Consider the following 20832-nt stretch of genomic DNA (forward strand, 5'->3'; position numbering starts at 1 on the left):
GTCAGTGGGGCCGCCTAGACTCGTCAAGCGATGAGCAGCCTCTTTGACGACAGCTTCCTGACCGGCCTCCAGAACTCGGAGGAAGGGCCCCCGCCGCCCCCCGAGGACCACGCACCCGAAGCGGTGCCGGAGGGTCTCTTCGAGGGCGTCTTCGACGCGCCCCCGCCGCCCCGCGAGGGGTACTACCGCGACGGCGCCCCCCGTCCGGTCATCGATGCCGCCGCGCTGCTCGACGGGCTGAACACCGAACAGCGCGCCGCCGTCGTGCACGCCGGTTCGCCGCTGCTCATCGTCGCCGGCGCCGGATCGGGCAAGACCCGCGTGCTCACCCACCGGATCGCCCATCTGCTGGCCGAGCGCGGGGTGCACCCGGGCCAGATCCTCGCCATCACCTTCACCAACAAGGCCGCGGGCGAGATGAAGGAGCGGGTCGAGCAGCTCGTCGGACCGCGCGCCAACGCCATGTGGGTCATGACCTTCCACAGCGCGTGCGTACGCATCCTGCGCCGCGAGTCCAAGCGGCTCGGCTTCACCTCGTCGTTCTCGATCTACGACGCCGCGGACTCCAAGCGGCTGATGGCGCTCGTCTGCCGCGATCTGGACCTCGACCCGAAGCGCTACCCGCCGAAGTCGTTCACGGCCAAGGTCTCGAACCTGAAGAACGAGCTGATCGACGAGGAGACCTTCGCCGGGCAGGCCGCGGACGGCTTCGAGAAGACCCTCGCCCAGGCGTACGCGATGTACCAGGCGCGGCTGCGTGAGGCCAACGCCCTGGACTTCGACGACATCATCATGACGACGGTGCACCTGCTCCAGGCGTTCCCCGATGTCGCGGAGCACTACCGCCGCCGCTTCCGGCACGTCCTGGTCGACGAGTACCAGGACACCAACCACGCGCAGTACACGCTCGTACGCGAGCTGGTGGGCCCGGCCGGCGAGGCCGACGCCCCCGCGGAGCTGTGCGTCGTCGGTGACGCGGACCAGTCGATCTACGCCTTCCGGGGCGCGACCATCCGCAACATCCTCCAGTTCGAGGAGGACTATCCGGACGCGACCACGATCATGCTGGAGCAGAACTACCGCTCCACGCAGACGATCCTCTCCGCGGCCAACGCGGTCATCGAGCGCAACGAGAGCCGCCGTCCCAAGAACCTCTGGACGAACGCTGGCACCGGCGCCCGGATCACGGGATACGTTGCGGACACCGAGCACGACGAGGCGCAGTTCATCGCCGACGAGATCGACCGGCTCACGGACGCCGGCGACGCGAAGGCGGGCGACGTCGCCGTCTTCTACCGTACGAACGCGCAGTCCCGTGTCTTCGAAGAGATCTTCATCCGGGTCGGCCTGCCGTACAAGGTCGTCGGCGGGGTGCGCTTCTACGAGCGCAAGGAGGTCCGCGACGTCCTGGCCTATCTCCGGGTGCTCGCCAACCCCGAGGACACCGTCCCGCTGCGCCGCATTCTGAACGTGCCGAAGCGCGGCATCGGCGACCGCGCCGAAGCGATGATCGACGCCCTGTCGATGCGCGAGAAGATCTCCTTCCCGCAGGCCCTGCGCCGCGTCGACGAGGCGTACGGCATGGCGGCCCGCTCGTCGAACGCCGTCAAGCGCTTCAACACGCTGATGGAGGAGCTGCGCACGATCGTCGAGTCCGGGGCGGGCCCGGCGGTCGTCCTGGAAGCGGTCATGGAGCGCACCGGCTACCTCGCCGAGCTCCAGGCGTCGACCGACCCGCAGGACGAGACCCGGATCGAGAACCTCCAGGAACTGGCGGCCGTCGCCCTCGAATTCGAGCAGGAGCGCGCGGAGGAGGAGGGTGCGGGCACCCTCGCCGAGTTCCTGGAGAAGGTGGCGCTCGTCGCCGACTCCGACCAGATCCCCGACGAGGACGAAGAGGGCTCCGGCGTCATCACGCTGATGACCCTGCACACGGCCAAGGGGCTGGAGTTCCCGGTCGTCTTCCTGACCGGCATGGAGGACGGCGTCTTCCCGCACATGCGGGCGCTGGGACAGGCGAAGGAGCTGGAGGAGGAGCGGCGGCTCGCCTATGTCGGCATCACCCGCGCCCGGGAGCGGCTGTATCTGACCCGGGCCGCGATGCGCAGTGCGTGGGGCCAGCCCTCGTACAACCCGCCCTCGCGGTTCCTGGAGGAGATCCCGGACCAGCATCTGGAGTGGAAGCGCAAGGGCCCGATGGCCGCTCCGGCCGGACCGACGTCGGGGATCACCTCCTCGCTGTCGTCCTCGCGCGCGAAGTCCGGGCCTTCGGGTTTCGCGACCCGCCGCACCTCGGACAAGCCGGTGGTCACGCTGGTGGTGGGAGACCGGGTCACGCACGACCAGTTCGGTCTGGGCACGGTGACGGCGGTCGAGGGCTTCGGGGACCAGGCGAAGGCCACGGTCGACTTCGGGGACGAGCGGCCGAAGAAGCTCCTGCTGCGGTACGCACCGGTCGAGAAGCTCTAGGGCCGCTCGTTTGGATCATGCCGGGCTCGCGTGCCCTGGCGCGCGCATCTGCGGCGTTGTCGTCGGTCGCCGACGCTCCGCGTCGACTCCCCCCTCCGCCTTGCAGCTGCCCCCACCAGACCCCGCTCCCTCATCCGCCCAGATCCAAACGAAAGACCCTAGGGCCTGTCGTTGCACAGATGGCTGTGCCCCGTCCCTCAGGACGGGGCCACAGCCATCTGCGACGTGGTGATCAGTTCGGGTTGAGGCCGTGGCTCCGGAGCCACGGCATCGGGTCGATCGCGGAGCCGCCGCCGGGCCGGACCTCGAAGTGCAGGTGCGGACCGGTGGAGTTGCCCGAGTTCCCGGAGTACGCGATGGTGTCGCCCGCCTGCACGGAGCCCGAGCGGATCCGGGTGCTGCTGAGGTGGCAGTACCAGGTCTCGGTCCCGTCGGGCGCCGTCACGATGACCATGTTCCCGTAGGCGCTGTCCAGCTGGGTGCGTACGGTTCCGTCGGTGGCGGCCATCACCGGGGTCCCGTACGAGACGGGGAAGTCGATGCCCGTGTGCACGGACATCCAGTTGACGCCCGCCTGGCCGTAGTACGCGCTGAGACCGTGCTGCGCGACCGGCAGGGAGAACTTGGGGCGCAGCGCCTCCTTGCGTGCGGCCTCCTGCTCGCGCTTCTTCTTCTCCTCGGCCTGGCGCTCCCGCAGGTCGATGCGCTCCTGGGTGCGGCTCGCGCGGTCGGCGAAGTCGTCGGCGTCGGCGCTGAGGTTGGCGAGCTGGGTGTCCAGCTCGTTGTTGGCCGCGACCGGCTTGACGGTGCCGGGGTCGGCCGCCGCCATCGAGGTGGTCTCGTCCTTCTTGTCCTCGCCGGTGATGCCGCTGACCGAGGCGGCCGCGATGCCCGCGACGCTCATGACGCAGGCCGAGGGAACGGCGACGGTCAGGAGCGCGGATCGCTTGGCGGGGCTACGGCGTCGGCTGCGGTTGCCCGCTCCGGCGCGGGGCGTCCGGCCGCCCGCCGGGCGGGGGGAGACGGAGGAGTGCGGGGCGGCGGTCACGAGGTCGGGCTCGTCGCTCCCGTGCCCGGCCGCGGACTCGTGCGTCCCGGCGTCGTGCTCGTCCTCGTCGTGCGCGTGGCCCTCGGGGCCGGCGTGACTGTCGGCGTCCACGTCCGAGGCGCCGAACTCGGTTGTTCCGTAAGGCTCGTAGGAAACCTGCTGCTCGGCCGGCTGGTGTTCGGCACGCTGCTGTTCGTACGAGGGGTACGACACCTGTTCGGTCTCGTACGGCGCGTTCCCGGGCGTGGCGCCGGAGTTCCAGGCGGTGGCGTCGTAGGCGCCGGTGTCCGCGCCCGCGTTCATGAATCCCGTGGTGGCGTACGTGCCGGTCTCGTAGCCGGTGGCAGCGAAGGGGGCGGTGGGGAAGGCGCCGGTGTCGGTCGTCGCCCACTGGTCGGTCGGGGCGGACTGGATCCATCCCGAGGTGTCCCACTGCCCGGTGCCGTCCGCGGTCGCGGTCTGCGCGGGAATCCCGGCGTCCGGCACCCAGGTGCCGGTGGTGTCGTACTGCTGCGGCTCGTGCGGGCGGGCGGCGTAGGCGTCGTACGAGGCGGTCTGGTGCGCGCCCGTGTCCCACTGGCTGGAGTCGTACGTTCCGCTGTGGCTCTGCCCGGCGGCCTGATAGCCGGTGTCGTAGCCGTACGGGGCGCTCTGAGCGGTGTCGTAGCCGCTTCCGTAGCCGCCGCCGGTCTCGTAGCCGCCCGTGTGAGTGCTGTCGTAACTGCCGTCGTGATGACCGGGGAGAGCACCGAAGAGCGGATCGGTGTCGAAGCTGCCGGTGGGGTGGCTGTCGTAGTCGACGTACCCGGCGTGGGGGTGCTGGTCGTTCACCAACTTCTCTCTCGCCTCGGCAGCAGGACCTGTTCCGGGGTCCGTGGGGGATCCCAGGGGAAAGCAGTGGCCGCGACTGTACCCGGCGGTACGTGACGACGACAATCTTCGCCGGGTCACGGCCGCTCAGGAAACGGGCAATCGGCCGTCTTTCGGTGGACAGCAGGCGGAGCCTTGGCCCTACGTTCGAAATGTGTTCTATTCACGGGCCCGGGTGGGGGTCGTTCCCGTGCCCGGGTACAGGCCCTTCGTGGGCGGATTCAGGCCACGGAGGCGGTCCCTGGCCTGCCGATGCCCGCTTCCTGGGACTCCAGCGCCTCCCGGACCCCGGCGGCGACCGCCGGGTGCACGGGCAGGGCGAGATGACCGATTCCGGTCACCCGTACGTTCAGCACGTCCAGGTCGGGGTGGTCCATGCAGGCCGTCTCGACCGGCACCATCACTCGGTCCAGTTCGCTCCAGAAGTTGACGAACCGGGTCCGGCAGCCGGGAGCGGGGCTGCGCAGTTCCGCGATGAGGGCGGATCCGCTGCGCATCTGCCGCACGATGGGATGAGCGCTCGCCGGCGGAGCGACGGAGGTGCCGTTGTGCGGGGTGCCGAGCGTGATCAGGGTGCGTACCCGCTGGTCGCCGCCGAGTCGCTGCACGTAGTAGCGGGCGATCAGCCCGCCGAGGCTGTGTCCGACGATGTCGATGCGGGGGTGTCCCGTGCGGGCGCAGATCTCCTCGACGTGCCGGCCGAGCAGCTCGGCGGCCGTACGGACGTCGCAGGTCAGCGGGGAGTAGTTGAGCGACTCCAGATGGCGCCAGCCGTGCCGGGTGAGTGAGCGCCGCAGCAGGACGAACACCGAGCGGTTGTCGATGAACCCGTGCAGCAGGACGACGGGCGGGCGGCCCGCGCCCCCGCCGACGGGCAGGGCGGTGGGTCCGGCCGGTCCGGTGCCGGGGCGGCCTGGGTCGGCCGGGTCCGTTTCCCGGTCCGGGGCGGGCGGTGTGTCCCGGCGCTCCGGAGTGATCCCCGAGGGGTAGATGAGGATGTGCCCGGCGAGGATCACGAGCTCCAGCGCGGTGGCTTTGACCAGCGTCGATGACAGCCGGGCAGAGAGCGTGCGCGGTGTGCGCAGCAGTGGGGAAAAGAAGGACAGGACCTGCATGGCCGACCTCCTGCAATGACATGCGGGACGGCGGCTCCGGGTCCCGTATGTCCTCATGGGATGTCGGTGCGAGGCCGACGGCGATCGGTGGGCGATCGGCCGATGAGCCGTACCACCGTGCCGTGCGGCTGACGGCGCGGTGGTACGGCGACCTCGCAGCGGCTCCCTTTGCGACCGTCCCCGTGCGGCGGGTGGGCCACATGGTCCGGGAACGACGCGTAGCGAACATGTCCCATGTGTGATTTCCCCCTCCCCGTCCACCGCGAAACGGCGGCTTGCGGGATGCTGTAGATAACGTTCGTTCACATCCCCGGCCCTTCAGGCGCGGGAGATCCATGTGGAGGCAGTGATGGGTGTGACCGGTCCGATCCGTGTGGTGGTGGCCAAGCCGGGACTCGACGGCCACGACCGTGGAGCCAAGGTGATCGCGCGGGCGCTGCGGGACGCAGGGATGGAGGTCATCTACACCGGCCTCCACCAGACGCCCGAGCAGATCGTCGACACGGCGATCCAGGAGGATGCAGACGCCATCGGCCTCTCGATCCTCTCCGGTGCGCACAACACGCTCTTCGCGAAGGTGATCGAGCTGCTGAAGGACCGCGAGGCCGAGGACATCAAGGTGTTCGGCGGCGGCATCATTCCGGAGGCGGACATCGCGCCGCTGAAGGACCAGGGTGTCGCGGAGATCTTCACCCCGGGTGCGACGACGACGTCGATCGTCGACTGGGTGAACGCCAACGTCCGCCAGACGGCGGGCGCCTGACCCGTCGGGTCACGGCCGACGGACCGGTCACGGCGGGCGTGTCAGCCACGGCCGGCGACCGGTCGCGTCCGTCGGCCGCGTCCGCCGGGCTGCGCCCGTGGGTCCGGGCTGCCCAGGTCCGGGCCGCCCGGATCGCGTCTCCCCCCGGTCTGCGTCACCCCGGACTATGCCGCGCCCGGAGTCAGCTCCCGGTCCATGGCCGCCCGCAGGCGCAAGGTGGAGACCAGACGCTGGAACGCCTCCGACCAGTAGCCCCCCGCACCCGGTGAGGCGCCTTCCGGTTCGTCCGGGGTGGTCGTGAGGACTTCGAGCCGGTCCGCCTCGGCCGGGTTCAGACACCGTTCGGCCAGGCCCATCACGCCGCTGAAACTCCACGGGTAACTCCCGGCGTCCCGAGCGATGTCCAGGGCGTCGACGACCGAGCGGCCCAGCGGCTCCGCCCAGGGCACCGCACAGACGCCGAGCAGCTGGAACGCCTCCGACAATCCGTGCGCGGCGACGAAGTCGGCCACCCATACGGCCCGTTCCTCGCCCGGCAAGGTGGCGAGGAGCTTCGACCGCTCCGCCAGCGAGGCCGTGCCCGGGCCGTTCGCCGGAGGCGTCGCGGGGGTGCCGAGGAGGGCGCGGGCCCACTCCGGATCCCGTTGCCGCACCGCCGCCCGGCACCACGCGGCGTGCAGTTCCTCGGTCCAGCCGTCGGCGACCGGAAGCCCGACGATCTCCTGCGCGGTGCGCCCGCCGAACTGCGTCCGCCAGGTGGCCAGCGGGGTGGCCTCCACCAGTTGGCCGAGCCACCAGGACCGTTCTCCCCGCCCCGAGGGCGGCGCCGCCACCACACCGTCCCGCTGCATCGAGGCGTCGCACTCGTGCGGGGCCTCCACCGCGATGGACGCCACCGCGCCCGTACGGTCGGGATTCACGCAGGACACGGCGCGGGCGGCCATGCGCTCGGCGAGGGCCGAATGCGGCAGGGTGGACAGCAGCTCGGCCGCCGTCGCGCGGACATTGCGGCTGCGGTCGGTCAGCGCCTGCTCCAGGAACGCCTCGTCCGCGCCGGAGAGCGCGGTCCGCAGCGAGTCGAGGAACATCAGCCGGTCCTCGGCCCGCTCGCTGGACCAGGTGGTGGAGAGCAGGGCGAGTGCGGCGGCCGGCTCCCGTCTCCGTACGGCTCCGAGGAGCGCGACCCGTTCGGCGAACAGGCCCTCTTCCCACAGGCGCCGTACCCCTTCCGGATCCGTCGTCGGGGACGGAAGCGAGCTGCCGGCGGCGGCGCGCAGCGCGAACTTCCACTCCGGGTTCATTCCGGCGAGCCACAGCCCGAGCGGACCCGCGAAGGCCAGGACGTGCGGACGGAGGTCCGTGCGCGCCCGCGCGGCGTCCAGCAGGGCGGGCAGCAGGACGGCCGGCGCCCGGAACCCGTGCCGGCCGGCCGTGGCCAGCCACTGCGGAAGGAGCTCCGTGAGATCGGGAGCCGTACCGCGCCGTCCACCGCCCCCGGAGGGTGCGGAGCGGTCGGCGAGCAGCTGGGCGAGTCTGCGCCGGGCGGCGGCGGGGAGCGGTGGGCGTGGATCGGCGGGCGCGGGCTCCGGCCGTCCGGCCGCGGCTGCCGGCAGCAGCCCGGCTCTGCGGCGCACGGTGTGGAGCGCCGCCGCGTCCAGCAGGGCGACCGGGCCCGCGGCGCCTCCCGGCCCCGCGGCCGGCGGGCGGCGGTCGGTGCCGAGCAGCGCCGAAGTGACGAGCTCCTCCCACGGCATGGGCGTGGTCGTGTCCGTGGTGGTGGCGGTGTTCGCAGGGGTGGAAGTCATCGGTCCCGTCCGGGTGTCAGGGAGTCCGGAGCCGGATGTCCGGTTCACAGGTCCAGGGATGGAGGGCGGCACGCGTCAGATGAGCGGAACGGGCAGTCCGTCGCCGGTGCCGTCCGGGCCCGTCGTCCAGGCCGCGAGCGGGTCGAAGCCCCGGTGGCCGCATTCGCCGAAGACCGTGACGGGGCCGCCGCCCGACAGCGCGACGAGCTTCCACAGTCCCGGCCGGGACAGTGCCTGCGGGGCGACCGGCAGCGCCGATGTGCCCTCCGCGTCGGCCAGTTGCCACCCGCCCTCGGACGGCGTGGGTACGACATCGCGGAGCGCGACCGGCCAGGACTCCAGCCAGGGATCGTCCCGCAAGGCGTTGCCGTAGGCCGCGACCGCCGCGGCCGTCGGCCCTCCGGCCGGCGGTGTCCCCGTCGTGGCGGGCGTATCGAACTGCCGCCCCAGGTCCGCCCGTGGCTGTCCGGCGCCCGCGTACGGAGTGAGTTCGGCATCGATCGTCAGGCCCACCGGCAGCGCATGGCCGGGGGACCGTCCTGCCGCCCCGAAGGAGAGCAGCAGCGCCGTGCGCCCCGACTCCCTGCCGTGGAGCCAGATACGACGGGTGACGATTTTGCCGTCCGGGGTGTCGTACTGCGCGAGGACCAGCCAGTGGTCACGGACGGGGGCGCCGTCGGCGACGGCCGCCAGCCCCACCCGCGTACGGACGGTCGCGGCCAGGGGGGCCGGCAGCCGGTCGACGCCCAGCCAGGCGGTGTCCAGCAGGTGGAGCAACGCGCACTCCTCCAGCAGCCGCACCGGCCAGCCGGGACCGGAGGCGGGTATCGCCCCCAACTCCCGCACGCGCGCGGCGAGTCCGGGCGCCTGGGCATCGACCATGCGGGCCGCGGTCTCCTCCCACAGCCCGTATCCCGCCTGGTCGGCCGCGGCGAGTCCACCACGCAGCAGGTCGGCGAGGCGCTGCTCCAGCTCCTCCGCGCCTCCGGTGACGCGTGCGGCCCGGCGCTCGGCGCGCCGTCGCGCCGCCTCCGGATCGGCAGGTCCGGAGGCGGGAGCCCCGTCCGCGGCGGACCGATGCTGCTCCGCCGCCCGCTTGCGGCGGCCGTCCAGCCATTCCCGCGCCCAGTCCGGCGCTTCGCCCGGTCCCACCGCCACACTGTCGGAGGCGCGGAGCAGCAGCAGTCCCAGAGCGTGCTTGCAGGGGAACTTGCGGCTGGGGCAACTGCACTTGTAGGCGGGGCCCGCCGTGTCGATCACCGTCCGGTACGGCTTGCTGCCGCTGCCCTTGCACAGTCCCCACACCGCCCCCGCGTGATCGTGGCCCGTCCCGGACCACGGGCCCGCCGAACCCAGCTTGTGACCCGCCTTGCGTGATGCTTCGTCAGGAGCCAGGGCCTGTACCTGCTCCACCGTCCAGCGCGCCACCGGGTCAGCGGTGCGCGAGGGTTCTCCCCCGTGAGATAGCAGCATGGGAACGACGGTAGGGCGCACCACTGACAACGGCCTCCGGCCAGGCTTCCGACCTGGGGAGGGACCGCCTCCGATGCCGACTGTCAGTGGCATGGTGCACGGTGGAAACCACATCGGGTCGAACGATCTGGAGGGGGATCCATGACCGTGTCCGCAACCACCGAGGCCGTCGCGAACGAGGCTCTGCGACCGCATGCCGAGGACGCCTTCGCCGACGAGCTGAAGGCACTCGCCGCCGCCGACGACCGTCCGAGGCCCGCCCGTTGGCGGCTCTCGCCGTGGGCCGTGTCCACCTATCTCCTCGGCGGCATACTGCCCGACGGCACCGTGATCACGCCGAAGTACGTGGGTCCGCGCCGCCTCGTCGAAGTCGCCGTGACCACACTCGCCACCGACCGGGCGCTGCTGCTGCTCGGCGTGCCCGGCACCGCGAAGACCTGGGTCTCCGAGCACCTCGCCGCCGCCGTGAGCGGCGACTCGACCCTGCTCGTCCAGGGCACGGCGGGCACTCCCGAGGAAGCCGTCCGCTACGGCTGGAACTACGCGCAGCTGCTCGCGCACGGCCCCAGCCGTGACGCGCTGGTCCCCAGCCCCGTCATGCGGGCCATGTCCGAGGGCATGACCGCCCGGGTCGAGGAGCTGACCCGTATCCCCGCCGATGTGCAGGACGCGCTCATCACGATCCTGTCCGAGAAGACGCTCCCGGTGCCGGAGTTGGGGCAGGAGGTCCAGGCCGTCCGCGGCTTCAACCTCATCGCCACGGCCAACGACCGCGACCGCGGGGTCAACGAACTCTCCAGCGCGCTGCGCCGCCGCTTCAACACCGTCGTCCTCCCGCTTCCGGCCACCCCCGAGGACGAGGTGGACATCGTGTCCCGTCGCGTCGACCAGATCGGGAGCTCACTCGATCTGCCCGCCGCCCCGGACGGCCTCGCGGAGATCCGCCGCGTGGTCACCGTCTTCCGCGAACTGCGCAACGGCATCACCACCGACGGCCGCACCAAACTCAAGTCGCCGTCCGGCACGCTCTCCACGGCGGAGGCCATCTCCGTGGTGACCAACGGACTTGCGCTCGCCGCCCACTTCGGGGACGGCATCCTTCGCCCGGGCGACGTGGCGGCCGGAATCCTCGGCGCGGTCGTCCGTGACCCGGCGGCCGACCGGGTGGTCTGGCAGGAGTATCTGGAGACGGTCGTCCGGGAGCGGGACGGCTGGAAGGACTTCTACCGCGCCTGCCGTGAGGTCTCGGCATGACGGGGACCACCGCGTCCACCGGGCCGCTGCTGCTGGGAGTGCGCCACCACGGCCCGGGGTCCGCCCGCGCCGTACTGGCCGCGCTGGAGGCCGCCCGCCCGCGGGTCGTTCTCATCGAGGGCCCGCCCGAGGGCGACGCACTGCTGCCGCTCGCGGCCGACGAGCAGATGAAGCCGCCGGTCGCGCTGCTCGCCCACGCCGTGGACGACCCGGGACGGGCCGCGTTCTGGCCGATGGCCGAGTTCTCGCCCGAGTGGGTGGCGATCCGCTGGGCCCTCGCGCACGACGTCCCCGCGCGCTTCATCGACCTCCCCGCCACGCACTCCCTGGCCCTCACGGAGGCCGGGGCGGCCGAGGAACCGCCGGCCTCGCCGGCCGTCGACCCGATCGGCGTGCTCGCCGAGACCGCGGGCTACGACGACCCGGAGCGCTGGTGGGAAGACGTCGTCGAGCACCGCTCCCCCGACGGCGGGGCGGGCGACCCGCTGGCACCCTTCGCCGTCCTCGCCGAGGCGATGACGGCCCTGCGCGAGGTGTACGGGGACGGCGGCCACCCGAGGGACGCGGTCCGCGAGGCGTACATGCGCATCCAACTGCGGGCGGCGCGCAAGGAGTTCGGCGACGAGATCGCCGTCGTCTGCGGCGCCTGGCATGTCCCCGCTCTCGCCGCGAGGACGACGCTCGCCGCCGACAAGGCCCTCCTCAAGGGCGTCCCGAAGGTCAGGACCGAGCTGACCTGGGTGCCCTGGACGCACCGCAGGCTCGGCCGGCACAGCGGGTACGGGGCGGGGGTCGACTCACCCGGCTGGTACGGGCACCTCTTCGGCGCCCCCGACCGCCCGGTCGAACGGTGGATGACGAAGGTCGCCGGACTCCTGCGCGACGAGGACCGGTTCATCTCCTCCGCCCATGTCATCGAAGCCGTGCGGCTCGCCGGCGCCCTCGCGGCCGTGCGGGGCCGCCCGCTCCCCGGACTGACCGAGACCACCGACGCGATCCGCGCCGTGATGTGCGAGGGCTCCGACGTGCCCCTGGCGCTCGTGCGCGACCGGCTCGTCGTCGGCGAGACGCTCGGTGAGGTGCCGGACGGAGCTCCCGCCGTGCCCCTCCAGCGTGATCTGAACCGGCAGCAGCGCACACTCCGGCTGAAGCCCGAGGCGGGCGAGCGGGAGCTGGAGCTCGACCTCCGCAAGGACACCGACGCGGCCCGCAGCAGACTCCTGCACCGGCTCCGCCTCCTCGACGTCGGCTGGGGCGACCGCGCCGCGGGCCGGGGGAGTACGGGCACGTTCCGGGAGACCTGGCGGCTGCGCTGGGAACCCGAACTGCACGTGCGGGTCGCGGAGGCCGGCGTATGGGGCACCACCGTGCTCGCCGCCGCGACGGCGAAGGCCGAGTCGGAGGCCGTTTCGGCGACCGCGCTCGCCGATGTCACCGCACTCGCCGAGCGCTGCCTCCTCGCCGAGCTGGCCGAGGCGCTTCCCGTGGTGATGAACGCCCTCGCCGACCGGGCCGCCCTGGACGCCGGCGTCGGTCATCTGGCCGAGGCGCTGCCCGCCCTGGCCCGCTCCCTGCGGTACGGGGACGTGCGGGCCACGGACACGGCCTCGCTCGGAGCGGTCGCCGTCGGGCTCGCCGAGCGGATCTGCGTCGGACTGCCGCCGGCCTGCACCGGCCTCGACGCGGACGGGGCGGCGGAGCTGCGCCGCCGTGTCGACGGAGTGCACACCGCCATCGGGCTGCTCGCCGGAGCCGTCCCGGCGGACGGTCTGCGCGAACGGTGGGCGGCCGTGCTGCGCAAGCTGGCAGCCAGGGACACCGTCGCGGGAGTCATCCGGGGCCGCGCCACCCGGCTCCTGCTCGACGAAGGACAGCTCACCCAGGACGAGGCGGCGCGGCTGATGGGCCTCGCGCTCTCGCCGGGCACCCCTCCGGCCGATGCCGCGGCCTGGATCGAGGGCTTCGTCGGAGGGGCCGGGGGCGGCGGCATGCTGCTCGTCCACGACGAGCGTCTGCTGAGCCTGATCGACACCTGGCTGACCGGCGTACGGGCCTCGGCGTTCACGGATGTGCTGCCCCTGCTGCGGCGCACCTTCTCCGCCTACGAACCGGGTGTACGGCGCACCCTGGGCGAGCTCGTCCGCCGCGGCCCGGCTCCCGGGGGACCGCAGCACGGGAGTGCGGAAGCCTCCCCGTCCGGCTTCGGACCGGGACTCGACGAGGCGCGGGCGGACGCGGTGGTGCCGGTGCTCCGGCTGCTGCTCGGCCTCGACCCCGGGCCCGCTCCACGCAACGACCACACCGAACAACCGCTGGGGGCGACGGCATGACCACGCGGACCGTGACGACGACGGAACCGGAGAACCCGGAGGAGAAGGAGGCGGCGACGGGGGCGTCCGCCCACGACGAACGGCTGCGGCGCTGGCGGATGGTGCTGGGCGGGGACAGCGCGGAGAGCACCGGCTGCACCCTCACCGGCCGTGACGTCGCGATGGACGGCGCCCTGGCCGCGCTGTACGGAGGCGGGGGCAAGCCCGGCGGCCGGGGAGGCTCGGAGCGTTCGGGGGGACTCGGCGCGTCCGCCCCGTCCGTCGCCCGCTGGCTCGGCGACATCCGCACGTACTTCCCCAGCTCCGTCGTCCAGGTCATGCAGCGTGACGCGATCGACCGGCTCGGGCTGTCCGCGCTGCTGCTGGAGCCGGAGATGCTGGAAGCCGTCGAGGCCGACGTCCACCTCGTCGGCACGCTGCTCTCCCTCAACAAGGCGATGCCGGAGACGACGAAGGAGACGGCAAGAGCCGTCGTGCGCAAGGTCGTCGACGACCTGGAGAAGCGGCTCTCCACCCGTACCAAGGCGACTCTGACCGGCGCCCTGGACCGCTCGGCGAAAATCAACCGGCCGCGTCACCGGGACATCGACTGGGACCGCACCATCCGGGCGAACCTCAAGAACTACCTGCCCGTCCCCGGAAAGGACGGAGCAGGCACGGTCATTCCCGAACGGCTCATCGGGTACGGGCGCGCGGCCCGCGCCGTGAAGAAGGACGTCATCCTCTGCATCGACCAGTCGGGTTCCATGGCCGCTTCCGTCGTCTACGCCTCGGTGTTCGGCGCGGTGCTCGCCTCCATGCGCACCCTGGCGACCCGCCTCGTCGTCTTCGACACCGCCGTCGTCGACCTCACCGACCAGCTCGACGACCCGGTCGACGTGCTCTTCGGTACCCAGCTCGGCGGTGGCACGGACATCAACCGGGCGCTGGCCTACTGCCAGTCGAAGATCACCCGGCCCGCCGACACCGTGGTCGTCCTCATCAGCGACCTCTACGAGGGCGGCATCCGCGACGAGATGCTCAAGCGCGTCGCCGCGATGAAGGCGTCCGGTGTGGAGTTCGTGACGCTGCTCGCGCTCTCCGACGAAGGAGCGCCCGCCTACGACCGTGAGCACGCCGCCGCACTCGGCGCCCTGGGTGCGCCTGCCTTCGCCTGCACCCCCGATCTCTTCCCCGACATCATGGCGGCGGCGATCGAGAAGCGCCCCCTGCCCATTCCGGACAAGGAGACCCATCAGTAACACGGGACTTGCGCGACCCCCTGAGGGTCGTGCAAGCATCGCCCCCGTCGCCTGCGGAGGACCGCATTCCGCGGCCCCGTGCCCCTTGGGAAGGCTCACCCCGACATGACCACTGCTGTTGCCCGTGCGGCTGACGGCCTGCGCCCTGTGCGCGGGACGGCCGGCCGGCGCGTGCTGCAGGTGGTGCTGTTCCTCGGGGCCCTGCTGGCACTCGGTCTGCTCTTCGGGGGCGAGGCGCACGCGACGCAACGGCTCACTCCGGAGCTCACCGACGCCGGGACGGCGATGACGTCGGAGGCGGAGGCGACAGCCGACCGGCTGGTGGACCACGCCGAGGAGTCCGTACCCCCGTCGGCCGAGCAGCCGGAGGAAGCCGCGGACCGGCAGGCGGCGACGCCTACCGCCGGGTCCGTAACTCCGTCGAACGCCGTGCCGGTTCGGGACGTACGCCGGGAGTGGGAGCGGGAACCGCAGCGGCTGCCGAGCGCAGTCGTCCGGACCGTGCGGGACGACGTTGCCCGGCCTGCGGAGGACGTGGTCACGCACTCCGCCCAGGACACCGTCCACGAGCTCACCCGTGTCCTCGGCTCCGTCGCGGGCGCCCTCCCGCCGCTGCCGCACCTGTTGCCGTCCGCACCGCCCGTGCCGTCGCTGCCGGGAGCCACGGACCCGCTGCCCACCGCCCCGGCGGACGGCGCCGCGGATTCCGTCCACCCCGGTGTCGCAGCACAGGACAGCGGCCTTCCCGCTGCGGACACCTCCGTGACGGGCCTCCGTGCCACCCCGCTCGGCGCGGTCGTGGCCGGCGACGGCACGGACCGGGCTGCCGCGCCGGAGTTCCGGCGGGCCGAGGGCCGTTCGCCCCTCGACCCCTGCGGAGGCTTCGGCCGTACGCCGGCGGCCGAGACCCACCAACCGCGCGGCGCCGATCAGCAGGCCGCACCGGTGGCGCACGGGCCCTCCTTCGGACTGACGAGCGGCGCCGGCCTCCCGGCGACCACCGCGCCGGTCCGCGACCGATCGGGCCAGATCCTCGCATTCCCCGGCTAGGGCAGGCCGTTCCCCGCCTCGACCTGCCGCGCGGGGGCGGAACAGGTCTGCCCGCCGTCCGGAACGTTCCGGACCGCCGATCGAATCCGAAGGATCTGACATCCACATGCACAAGAACATCCGCCGTTCCATAGCCGTCGCCGCCACCGCCACCGGAATGTGGGCGCTCGGTACCGCTGCGGCCGCCGCGGACGAACTCCCGGTTTCCGTACCGCTGTCCACCCCGGATCTCGGCGCCGAAGCAACCGACGCGGTGAACGGGGTCGACGGCATCGAGGCCGTCACGGACACCGTCCGGTCGACGACCACCGAGGTCGGGGAAGCCGTCGGGACCAGCACGGCGGCAGTGAAGAGCGCCGTGACCGACGAGGCCGCCCCGGTGGCCGGGAAGACCCGGCAGGCCGCCGGCGCGGTGACCGGCAAGGCCACGGGCACCGTCGAGCACGCCCGTGCCCGGACCGGCGTCCCGGCCGCGCAGGACCTCCTGACCGTCCCGAACGCCCTGGACGTCCAGGACGTGGACGCCGGCAAGGACCTCCCGGGCGCGCAGGGCCTTCCCGCCTGGGCCCTCCCGGTCTGGGCCCAGCCCTCGTACGACGTCCCCGCAGTCCCCGAGGCGGAGATCGACTACCTCTTCGGCCCCATCGAGCAGATCCCGGGCTACGCGCAGGAGGCGACCCCCGCCGTCCTGAGCGCCACCCAGGACGCCGCCCGGGGCACGACCCGCACGGCAGTGGCCCAGGCCGGACCGGCGGTCGGCCAGACCTCCGACGCCGTGCTGCCGCCCGTCGTCGGCCAGGCCGTCTCCGCGCTGCTGCCCGTCGTCGGTCAGGCGCTCGGCGACCTCGGCGGGCTCGTCGAGGGCGTCGTCGGCGAGGTCGGCCCGTTCGCCGACGGTGTCGTGGGCGAGACCGTCGCCCCCTTCGCGCAGGGCGTGGCCACCGAGGTCCAGCCGCTCGCGTACGGCGTCTCCGGTGCCGTCCAGCCCTTCGCCGAGGGTGTCGTCGCGGACGTCCAGCCGCTGGCGCAGGGCGTGACGCAGGGCGCCGTCGCCCCGTTCGCGCAGGGGGTCACCGCCCAGGTGCAGCCGCTGGCGCAGGGCGTGGGCGGCCAGACCCGGCCGTTCGCCGACGGGCTGGTGGGCACGGCGGGCGACAGCGCGCGTCCCGCGGTGGCGAACGCCGCGTACGGAGCAGCCGGTCTGACCTCGGTCGCTCCCGCCTTCGTGACCGGGGCGACGTCGTGACCGTGGCGACGTCGTGACCGGGCCGACTTCGTGACCGTGGCGACGGTCCCGTTCACCGCTCCGGAGTACCCGGCCGGCCGGATCTGACCCGCGGGCCGCACCCGTGGTCCGGTGCCGGCACAGGCGCCGGGCGGTTCCCCGTCCCCTCCGTTCACACGGTCGGGGGCAGGGAACCGCCCGGCGCCGCCGTCGTTCCGGCAGAGGCCGCCACCTGCCGTTCTGTCCACCACGACCCGGTATCCGGGGCGATCTGTGACAGTAATCACCGCCCAGGTGTGATCTGCGATTTAGGGTCCGGAGGAGCGCGGAGATAACCTGCGGGATGGACATGCCGCGTACCCGGACACCGTGTGCGCCTCCCTGGTGACAGCGCAGTCACGTTGCCCTTCGCGGCACTGCCCACGCAGAAGAACGAACCGCGAGACCACTAAAAGGGACGGACGCGCGTGGACCTGTTCGAGTACCAGGCGAGGGACCTCTTCGCCAAGCACGGTGTACCGGTGCTGGCCGGTGAAGTCATTGACACGCCTGAGGCAGCCCGCGAGGCGACCGAGCGGCTGGGCGGCAAGTCCGTCGTCAAGGCGCAGGTGAAGGTCGGTGGCCGAGGCAAGGCCGGCGGCGTCAAGCTGGCCGCCAACCCCGACGAGGCGGTCGCCCGTGCGACCGACATCCTCGGCATGGACATCAAGGGCCACACGGTCCACAAGGTGATGATCGCCGAGCTCTCCCCGGAGATCGAGGCGGAGTACTACGTCTCGTACCTCCTCGACCGCACCAACCGCACCTTCCTGGCCATGGCCTCGGTGCAGGGCGGCATGGACATCGAGGAGGTCGCGGAGAAGACCCCCGAGGCCCTCGCGAAGGTCCCGGTCAACGCCGTGGACGGCGTTGACATCGTCAAGGCCCGCGAGATCGTGGCCCAGGCGAAGTTCCCGGCCGACGTGGCCGAGGGTGTCGCCGAGGCCATGGTGACCCTGTGGGACACCTTCGTCGCGGAGGACGCCCTCCTCGTCGAGGTCAACCCGCTGGTGAAGACCAAGGACGGCCGGATCCTGGCCCTGGACGGAAAGGTCTCTCTCGACGAGAACGCCGACTTCCGCCAGCCCGGCCACGAGGCCCTCGAGGACAAGGCCGCAGCCAACCCGCTCGAGGCTGCCGCCAAGGCCAAGAACCTCAACTACGTCAAGCTCGACGGCGAGGTCGGCATCATCGGTAACGGTGCCGGTCTGGTCATGTCGACCCTGGACGTCGTCGCGTACGCCGGTGAGAACCACGGCAACGTGAAGCCCGCCAACTTCCTCGACATCGGTGGCGGCGCCTCCGCAGAGGTCATGGCGAACGGCCTGGAGATCATCCTCGGCGACCCGGACGTCAAGTCCGTCTTCGTCAACGTCTTCGGTGGCATCACCGCTTGTGACGAGGTCGCCAACGGCATCGTCCAGGCGCTGGCGCTGCTTGAGTCCAAGGGCGAGAAGGTCGAGAAGCCGCTGGTCGTGCGCCTCGACGGCAACAACGCGGAGCTGGGTCGCAAGATCCTTTCCGACGCCAACCACCCGCTCGTGCAGCGCGTGGACACCATGGACGGCGCGGCCGACAAGGCCGCCGAGCTCGCCGCGGCTGCGAAGTAAGGGACGAGGGACTCCAACACCATGGCTATCTTCCTCACCAAGGACAGCAAGGTCATCGTCCAGGGGATGACCGGCGCCACGGGCATGAAGCACACCAAGCTCATGCTGGCTGACGGCACCAACATCGTCGGTGGCGTGAACCCGCGCAAGGCCGGTACGTCCGTCGACTTCGACGGCACCGAGGTTCCGGTCTTCGGTTCCGTCAAGGAAGCGATGGAGAAGACGGGCGCCGACGTGTCCGTTCTCTTCGTGCCGCCGGCGTTCGCGAAGGCCGCCGTCGTCGAGGCGATCGACGCCGAGATCCCGCTGGCCGTCGTCATCACCGAGGGCATCGCCGTCCACGACTCGGCCGCCTTCTGGGCGTACGCCGGTTCGAAGGGCAACAAGACCCGGATCATCGGTCCGAACTGCCCCGGCCTGATCACCCCCGGCCAGTCCAACGCCGGCATCATCCCGGGCGACATCACGAAGCCCGGCCGCATCGGTCTCGTGTCCAAGTCCGGCACGCTGACCTACCAGATGATGTACGAGCTCCGTGACATCGGCTTCTCGTCCGCCGTCGGCATCGGTGGCGACCCGGTCATCGGTACGACGCACATCGACGCCCTCGCGGCGTTCGAGGCCGACCCCGAGACCGACCTCATCGTGATGATCGGCGAGATCGGTGGCGACGCCGAGGAGCGTGCCGCCGACTTCATCGCGAAGAACGTCACGAAGCCGGTCGTCGGTTACGTCGCGGGCTTCACCGCCCCCGAGGGCAAGACCATGGGCCACGCCGGCGCCATCGTCTCCGGCTCCTCCGGTACCGCCCAGGCGAAGAAGGAGGCCCTCGAGGCCGCCGGCGTGAAGGTCGGCAAGACGCCGACCGAGACCGCCAAGCTGGCGCGCGAGATCCTCGGCGCCTGATCGCGGCGACGCGGCGGCAGCCGCCGCGTCACCGCGTCACCGCACGGACGGCGCGGGCCCGCACCCTGATCGAAGGGTGCGGGCCCGCGCCGTTTTCGTGCGCGCTCCGTGGGGAACGCCGTCAGCGAATCTGCGGGACCAGCCGCTCCGGGCCGTGCGCGAGCTCGCCGCGGAGCGCCTTCTGGAGCTTCAGGTCCTGCGGGGTGAGCTTCTGAGGTCCGCCTCGCGGAGGCACTCCGCCGACCCGTTCGGCGGGGGCCAGCGGCTGCTCGTAGTGGGTGGGGGCGGTGTGCAGCGTGAGGGCCGTGACGCCCACGAGCAGCGCCGCGAAGGCGATGGCCGCCCGGGTCCAGAGCCTCGCCTTGCGCTCGCTCCCCGAGCGGACGATGCCGGCCGGGGACGGCGCGGGCACGTGTTCGGCGAGGGCGAGCGCACCGAGCCGGTCGTGCAGCAGCGCCGACTGCTCGACGGGGGAGGAGAGGTCCGCCAGTTCGGGGAGCCGCTCGGCGACCGCGGCCCTCGCGGTCATCAGCCGGCCGGCCGCCGCGGGGGTGCTCGCCTCGGTCTCGGCGGCGGTCTCGGGCAGGTCCAGGCCCACACCGTCGTAGAGCAGCAGGGTGCGGCGGTACGACGGGGGCAGATCGAGCAGCGCGTCGAACAGGGCGCGGCGCTTCGGTTCGGTCGGCGGCGCGTCCGGGTGCCGGTGGGCGCGGCGCAGCTGGTGCCAGGGCGACATCGCGTACTCGTACGCGGCGGCCCGTACCCAGCCCGCCGGGTCGCGGTCCACGGCGACCTCGGGCCAGCGCTGCCAGGCCAGCTGGAACGCGTGCTCGACGGACTCCCGGGACAGCCTGCGCCGGCCGGTCAGCAGATAGGTCTGGCGGACCAGGCCCGGTGCGGCGTGCGTGTACAGGGCGTCGAACGCCTCTTCGGCCGAGATGCCGGAGATGCCGGCGGCGTCGGCGGCGTCCGTGGCGTCCGTCGCATCGGCGGTGTCGGCGGTGCGGGGGACATCGGCAGGGACTTCCGGGACTTCGGTGACGTCAGGCGCGTCAGGGGCCTCAGGGGTCTCCCGCGCTTCGGGGGGATCGGCCTCGGCGGAGTTCTCGGCGTCCGTGCCGGTGTCGGGCTCGGTCGGGGACATGGGGGTGCTCCCGGGGGCTTCGACGGAGGGCTGCGGTGTGCCCCGCACCGGGGTGCGGGGCACGGTCGACGGGGTGGGCGGCCCGGTCTCGCGCGGTGCGGCGGACTCCGGCCGGGTGTTCGGTGGTGGTGTTCCGGTTCGTTCGGCCGGTTCGGTCGTCCGCTCCGGCGGCCGTGGCTCCTCCGCGGAGCCGATCAGCCTGGCGTACGCCTCGCGTCTGCGCCCTTTGGGGCTGCTGCGCCCCGTCTCCCAGGAGCGGACGGTGGCACGGGTGACGCCGACAGCGGTCGCCACCTGCTCTTCACTCAGTGACTGTGCTTCTCGCAGCCTGCGCCGCTCCTTGGGGGAGGGCAACGGGGCCGCTGCGGTGGACTCCGACGTGCTCTGAGTCATGAGGCGGCCTCGGGAGCGCTGCACTGGGTGAAAAAGTACATAAACGTATATTGAGCGACACAGCGGCCGTTCGCCTGTTACGCGAAATAAGCGCGTG

General features: G+C 72.3%; 14 protein-coding genes. 9 read left to right on the forward strand and 5 right to left on the reverse strand.

The window, feature by feature from the left end; translation table 11 throughout:
- Positions 1-30 precede the first annotated feature (30 nt).
- Complete coding sequence (gene pcrA, locus OG230_RS21825; protein WP_328905390.1) at positions 31-2469, forward strand: DNA helicase PcrA; 2439 nt, start codon at positions 31-33, stop codon at positions 2467-2469.
- A gap of 232 nt (positions 2470-2701) precedes the next feature.
- Here pcrA and OG230_RS21830 read toward each other — a convergent pair whose 3' ends face one another.
- Positions 2702-4348, reverse strand: a complete 1647-nt coding sequence (locus OG230_RS21830; RefSeq protein WP_328905391.1) for a M23 family metallopeptidase — start codon at positions 4346-4348, stop codon at positions 2702-2704.
- Positions 4349-4608: 260 nt separating this feature from the next.
- Positions 4609-5502 (reverse strand): esterase/lipase family protein, encoded by an 894-nt coding sequence (locus tag OG230_RS21835; protein WP_328905392.1) that lies wholly within the window; start codon positions 5500-5502, stop codon positions 4609-4611.
- A 349-nt stretch (positions 5503-5851) separates the two neighbouring features.
- Between OG230_RS21835 and OG230_RS21840 the strand changes: the two genes are divergently transcribed.
- Positions 5852-6265 (forward strand): cobalamin B12-binding domain-containing protein, encoded by a 414-nt coding sequence (locus OG230_RS21840; protein ID WP_328905393.1) that lies wholly within the window; start codon positions 5852-5854, stop codon positions 6263-6265.
- A 164-nt stretch (positions 6266-6429) separates the two neighbouring features.
- Here OG230_RS21840 and OG230_RS21845 read toward each other — a convergent pair whose 3' ends face one another.
- Together OG230_RS21845 and OG230_RS21850 are read right to left on the reverse strand one after the other, a co-directional pair.
- Positions 6430-8070, reverse strand: a complete 1641-nt coding sequence (locus tag OG230_RS21845) for a DUF5691 domain-containing protein (protein ID WP_328905394.1) — start codon at positions 8068-8070, stop codon at positions 6430-6432.
- 75 nt (positions 8071-8145) lie between these two features.
- Entirely contained in the window at positions 8146-9543 is a 1398-nt protein-coding gene (locus tag OG230_RS21850; RefSeq protein ID WP_328905395.1) for an SWIM zinc finger family protein, read from the reverse strand.
- Positions 9544-9684: 141 nt separating this feature from the next.
- Between OG230_RS21850 and OG230_RS21855 the strand changes: the two genes are divergently transcribed.
- The 7 genes from OG230_RS21855 to sucD all read left to right on the forward strand — a co-directional run bounded on the left by OG230_RS21855 (position 9685) and on the right by sucD (position 19198).
- Positions 9685-10797 (forward strand): ATP-binding protein, encoded by a 1113-nt coding sequence (locus OG230_RS21855; protein ID WP_328905396.1) that lies wholly within the window; start codon positions 9685-9687, stop codon positions 10795-10797.
- Complete coding sequence (locus tag OG230_RS21860; RefSeq protein ID WP_328905397.1) at positions 10794-13127, forward strand: DUF5682 family protein; 2334 nt, start codon at positions 10794-10796, stop codon at positions 13125-13127. The genes OG230_RS21855 and OG230_RS21860 overlap by 4 nt, the downstream gene beginning before the upstream one ends.
- A gap of 98 nt (positions 13128-13225) precedes the next feature.
- Positions 13226-14368 carry a VWA domain-containing protein gene (locus OG230_RS21865; RefSeq protein ID WP_328911484.1) on the forward strand — a complete coding sequence of 381 codons (1143 nt, stop codon included), beginning with the start codon at positions 13226-13228 and terminating at the stop codon, positions 14366-14368.
- A gap of 105 nt (positions 14369-14473) precedes the next feature.
- Positions 14474-15418: a hypothetical protein gene (locus OG230_RS21870; protein WP_328905398.1), complete on the forward strand. Its 945-nt coding sequence runs from the start codon at positions 14474-14476 to the stop codon at positions 15416-15418.
- Positions 15419-15524: 106 nt separating this feature from the next.
- Positions 15525-16664, forward strand: a complete 1140-nt coding sequence (locus tag OG230_RS21875) for a hypothetical protein (protein ID WP_328905399.1) — start codon at positions 15525-15527, stop codon at positions 16662-16664.
- 446 nt (positions 16665-17110) lie between these two features.
- Complete coding sequence (gene sucC / locus OG230_RS21880) at positions 17111-18292, forward strand: ADP-forming succinate--CoA ligase subunit beta (RefSeq protein ID WP_328905400.1); 1182 nt, start codon at positions 17111-17113, stop codon at positions 18290-18292.
- Positions 18293-18313: 21 nt separating this feature from the next.
- Positions 18314-19198: a succinate--CoA ligase subunit alpha gene (sucD, locus tag OG230_RS21885; protein WP_328905401.1), complete on the forward strand. Its 885-nt coding sequence runs from the start codon at positions 18314-18316 to the stop codon at positions 19196-19198.
- Positions 19199-19319: 121 nt separating this feature from the next.
- Here the strand turns inward: sucD and OG230_RS21890 are convergent, their stop codons facing one another.
- Positions 19320-20735 (reverse strand): helix-turn-helix domain-containing protein, encoded by a 1416-nt coding sequence (locus tag OG230_RS21890; protein WP_328905402.1) that lies wholly within the window; start codon positions 20733-20735, stop codon positions 19320-19322.
- Between the last annotated feature and the right edge of the window lie 97 nt (positions 20736-20832).

Origin of the sequence: Streptomyces sp. NBC_00234, from assembly GCF_036195325.1 — a bacterium.
Classification (GTDB): Bacteria; Actinomycetota; Actinomycetes; order Streptomycetales; family Streptomycetaceae; genus Streptomyces.

Excerpts from the sequence above, each read along its gene's own strand:
- OG230_RS21845 (WP_328905394.1), bottom strand. The coding sequence starts at position 8,070 with ATGACTTCCACCCCTGCGAACACCGCCACCACCACGGACACGACCACG.
- sucD (WP_328905401.1), top strand. The coding sequence starts at position 18,314 with ATGGCTATCTTCCTCACCAAGGACAGCAAGGTCATCGTCCAGGGGATG.
- OG230_RS21890 (WP_328905402.1), bottom strand. The coding sequence starts at position 20,735 with ATGACTCAGAGCACGTCGGAGTCCACCGCAGCGGCCCCGTTGCCCTCC.
- pcrA (WP_328905390.1), top strand. The coding sequence starts at position 31 with ATGAGCAGCCTCTTTGACGACAGCTTCCTGACCGGCCTCCAGAACTCG.
- OG230_RS21835 (WP_328905392.1), bottom strand. The coding sequence starts at position 5,502 with ATGCAGGTCCTGTCCTTCTTTTCCCCACTGCTGCGCACACCGCGCACG.
- OG230_RS21860 (WP_328905397.1), top strand. The coding sequence starts at position 10,794 with ATGACGGGGACCACCGCGTCCACCGGGCCGCTGCTGCTGGGAGTGCGC.
- OG230_RS21855 (WP_328905396.1), top strand. The coding sequence starts at position 9,685 with ATGACCGTGTCCGCAACCACCGAGGCCGTCGCGAACGAGGCTCTGCGA.
- OG230_RS21850 (WP_328905395.1), bottom strand. The coding sequence starts at position 9,543 with ATGCTGCTATCTCACGGGGGAGAACCCTCGCGCACCGCTGACCCGGTG.
- OG230_RS21875 (WP_328905399.1), top strand. The coding sequence starts at position 15,525 with ATGCACAAGAACATCCGCCGTTCCATAGCCGTCGCCGCCACCGCCACC.
- OG230_RS21870 (WP_328905398.1), top strand. The coding sequence starts at position 14,474 with ATGACCACTGCTGTTGCCCGTGCGGCTGACGGCCTGCGCCCTGTGCGC.
- OG230_RS21865 (WP_328911484.1), top strand. The coding sequence starts at position 13,226 with ATGGTGCTGGGCGGGGACAGCGCGGAGAGCACCGGCTGCACCCTCACC.
- OG230_RS21840 (WP_328905393.1), top strand. The coding sequence starts at position 5,852 with ATGGGTGTGACCGGTCCGATCCGTGTGGTGGTGGCCAAGCCGGGACTC.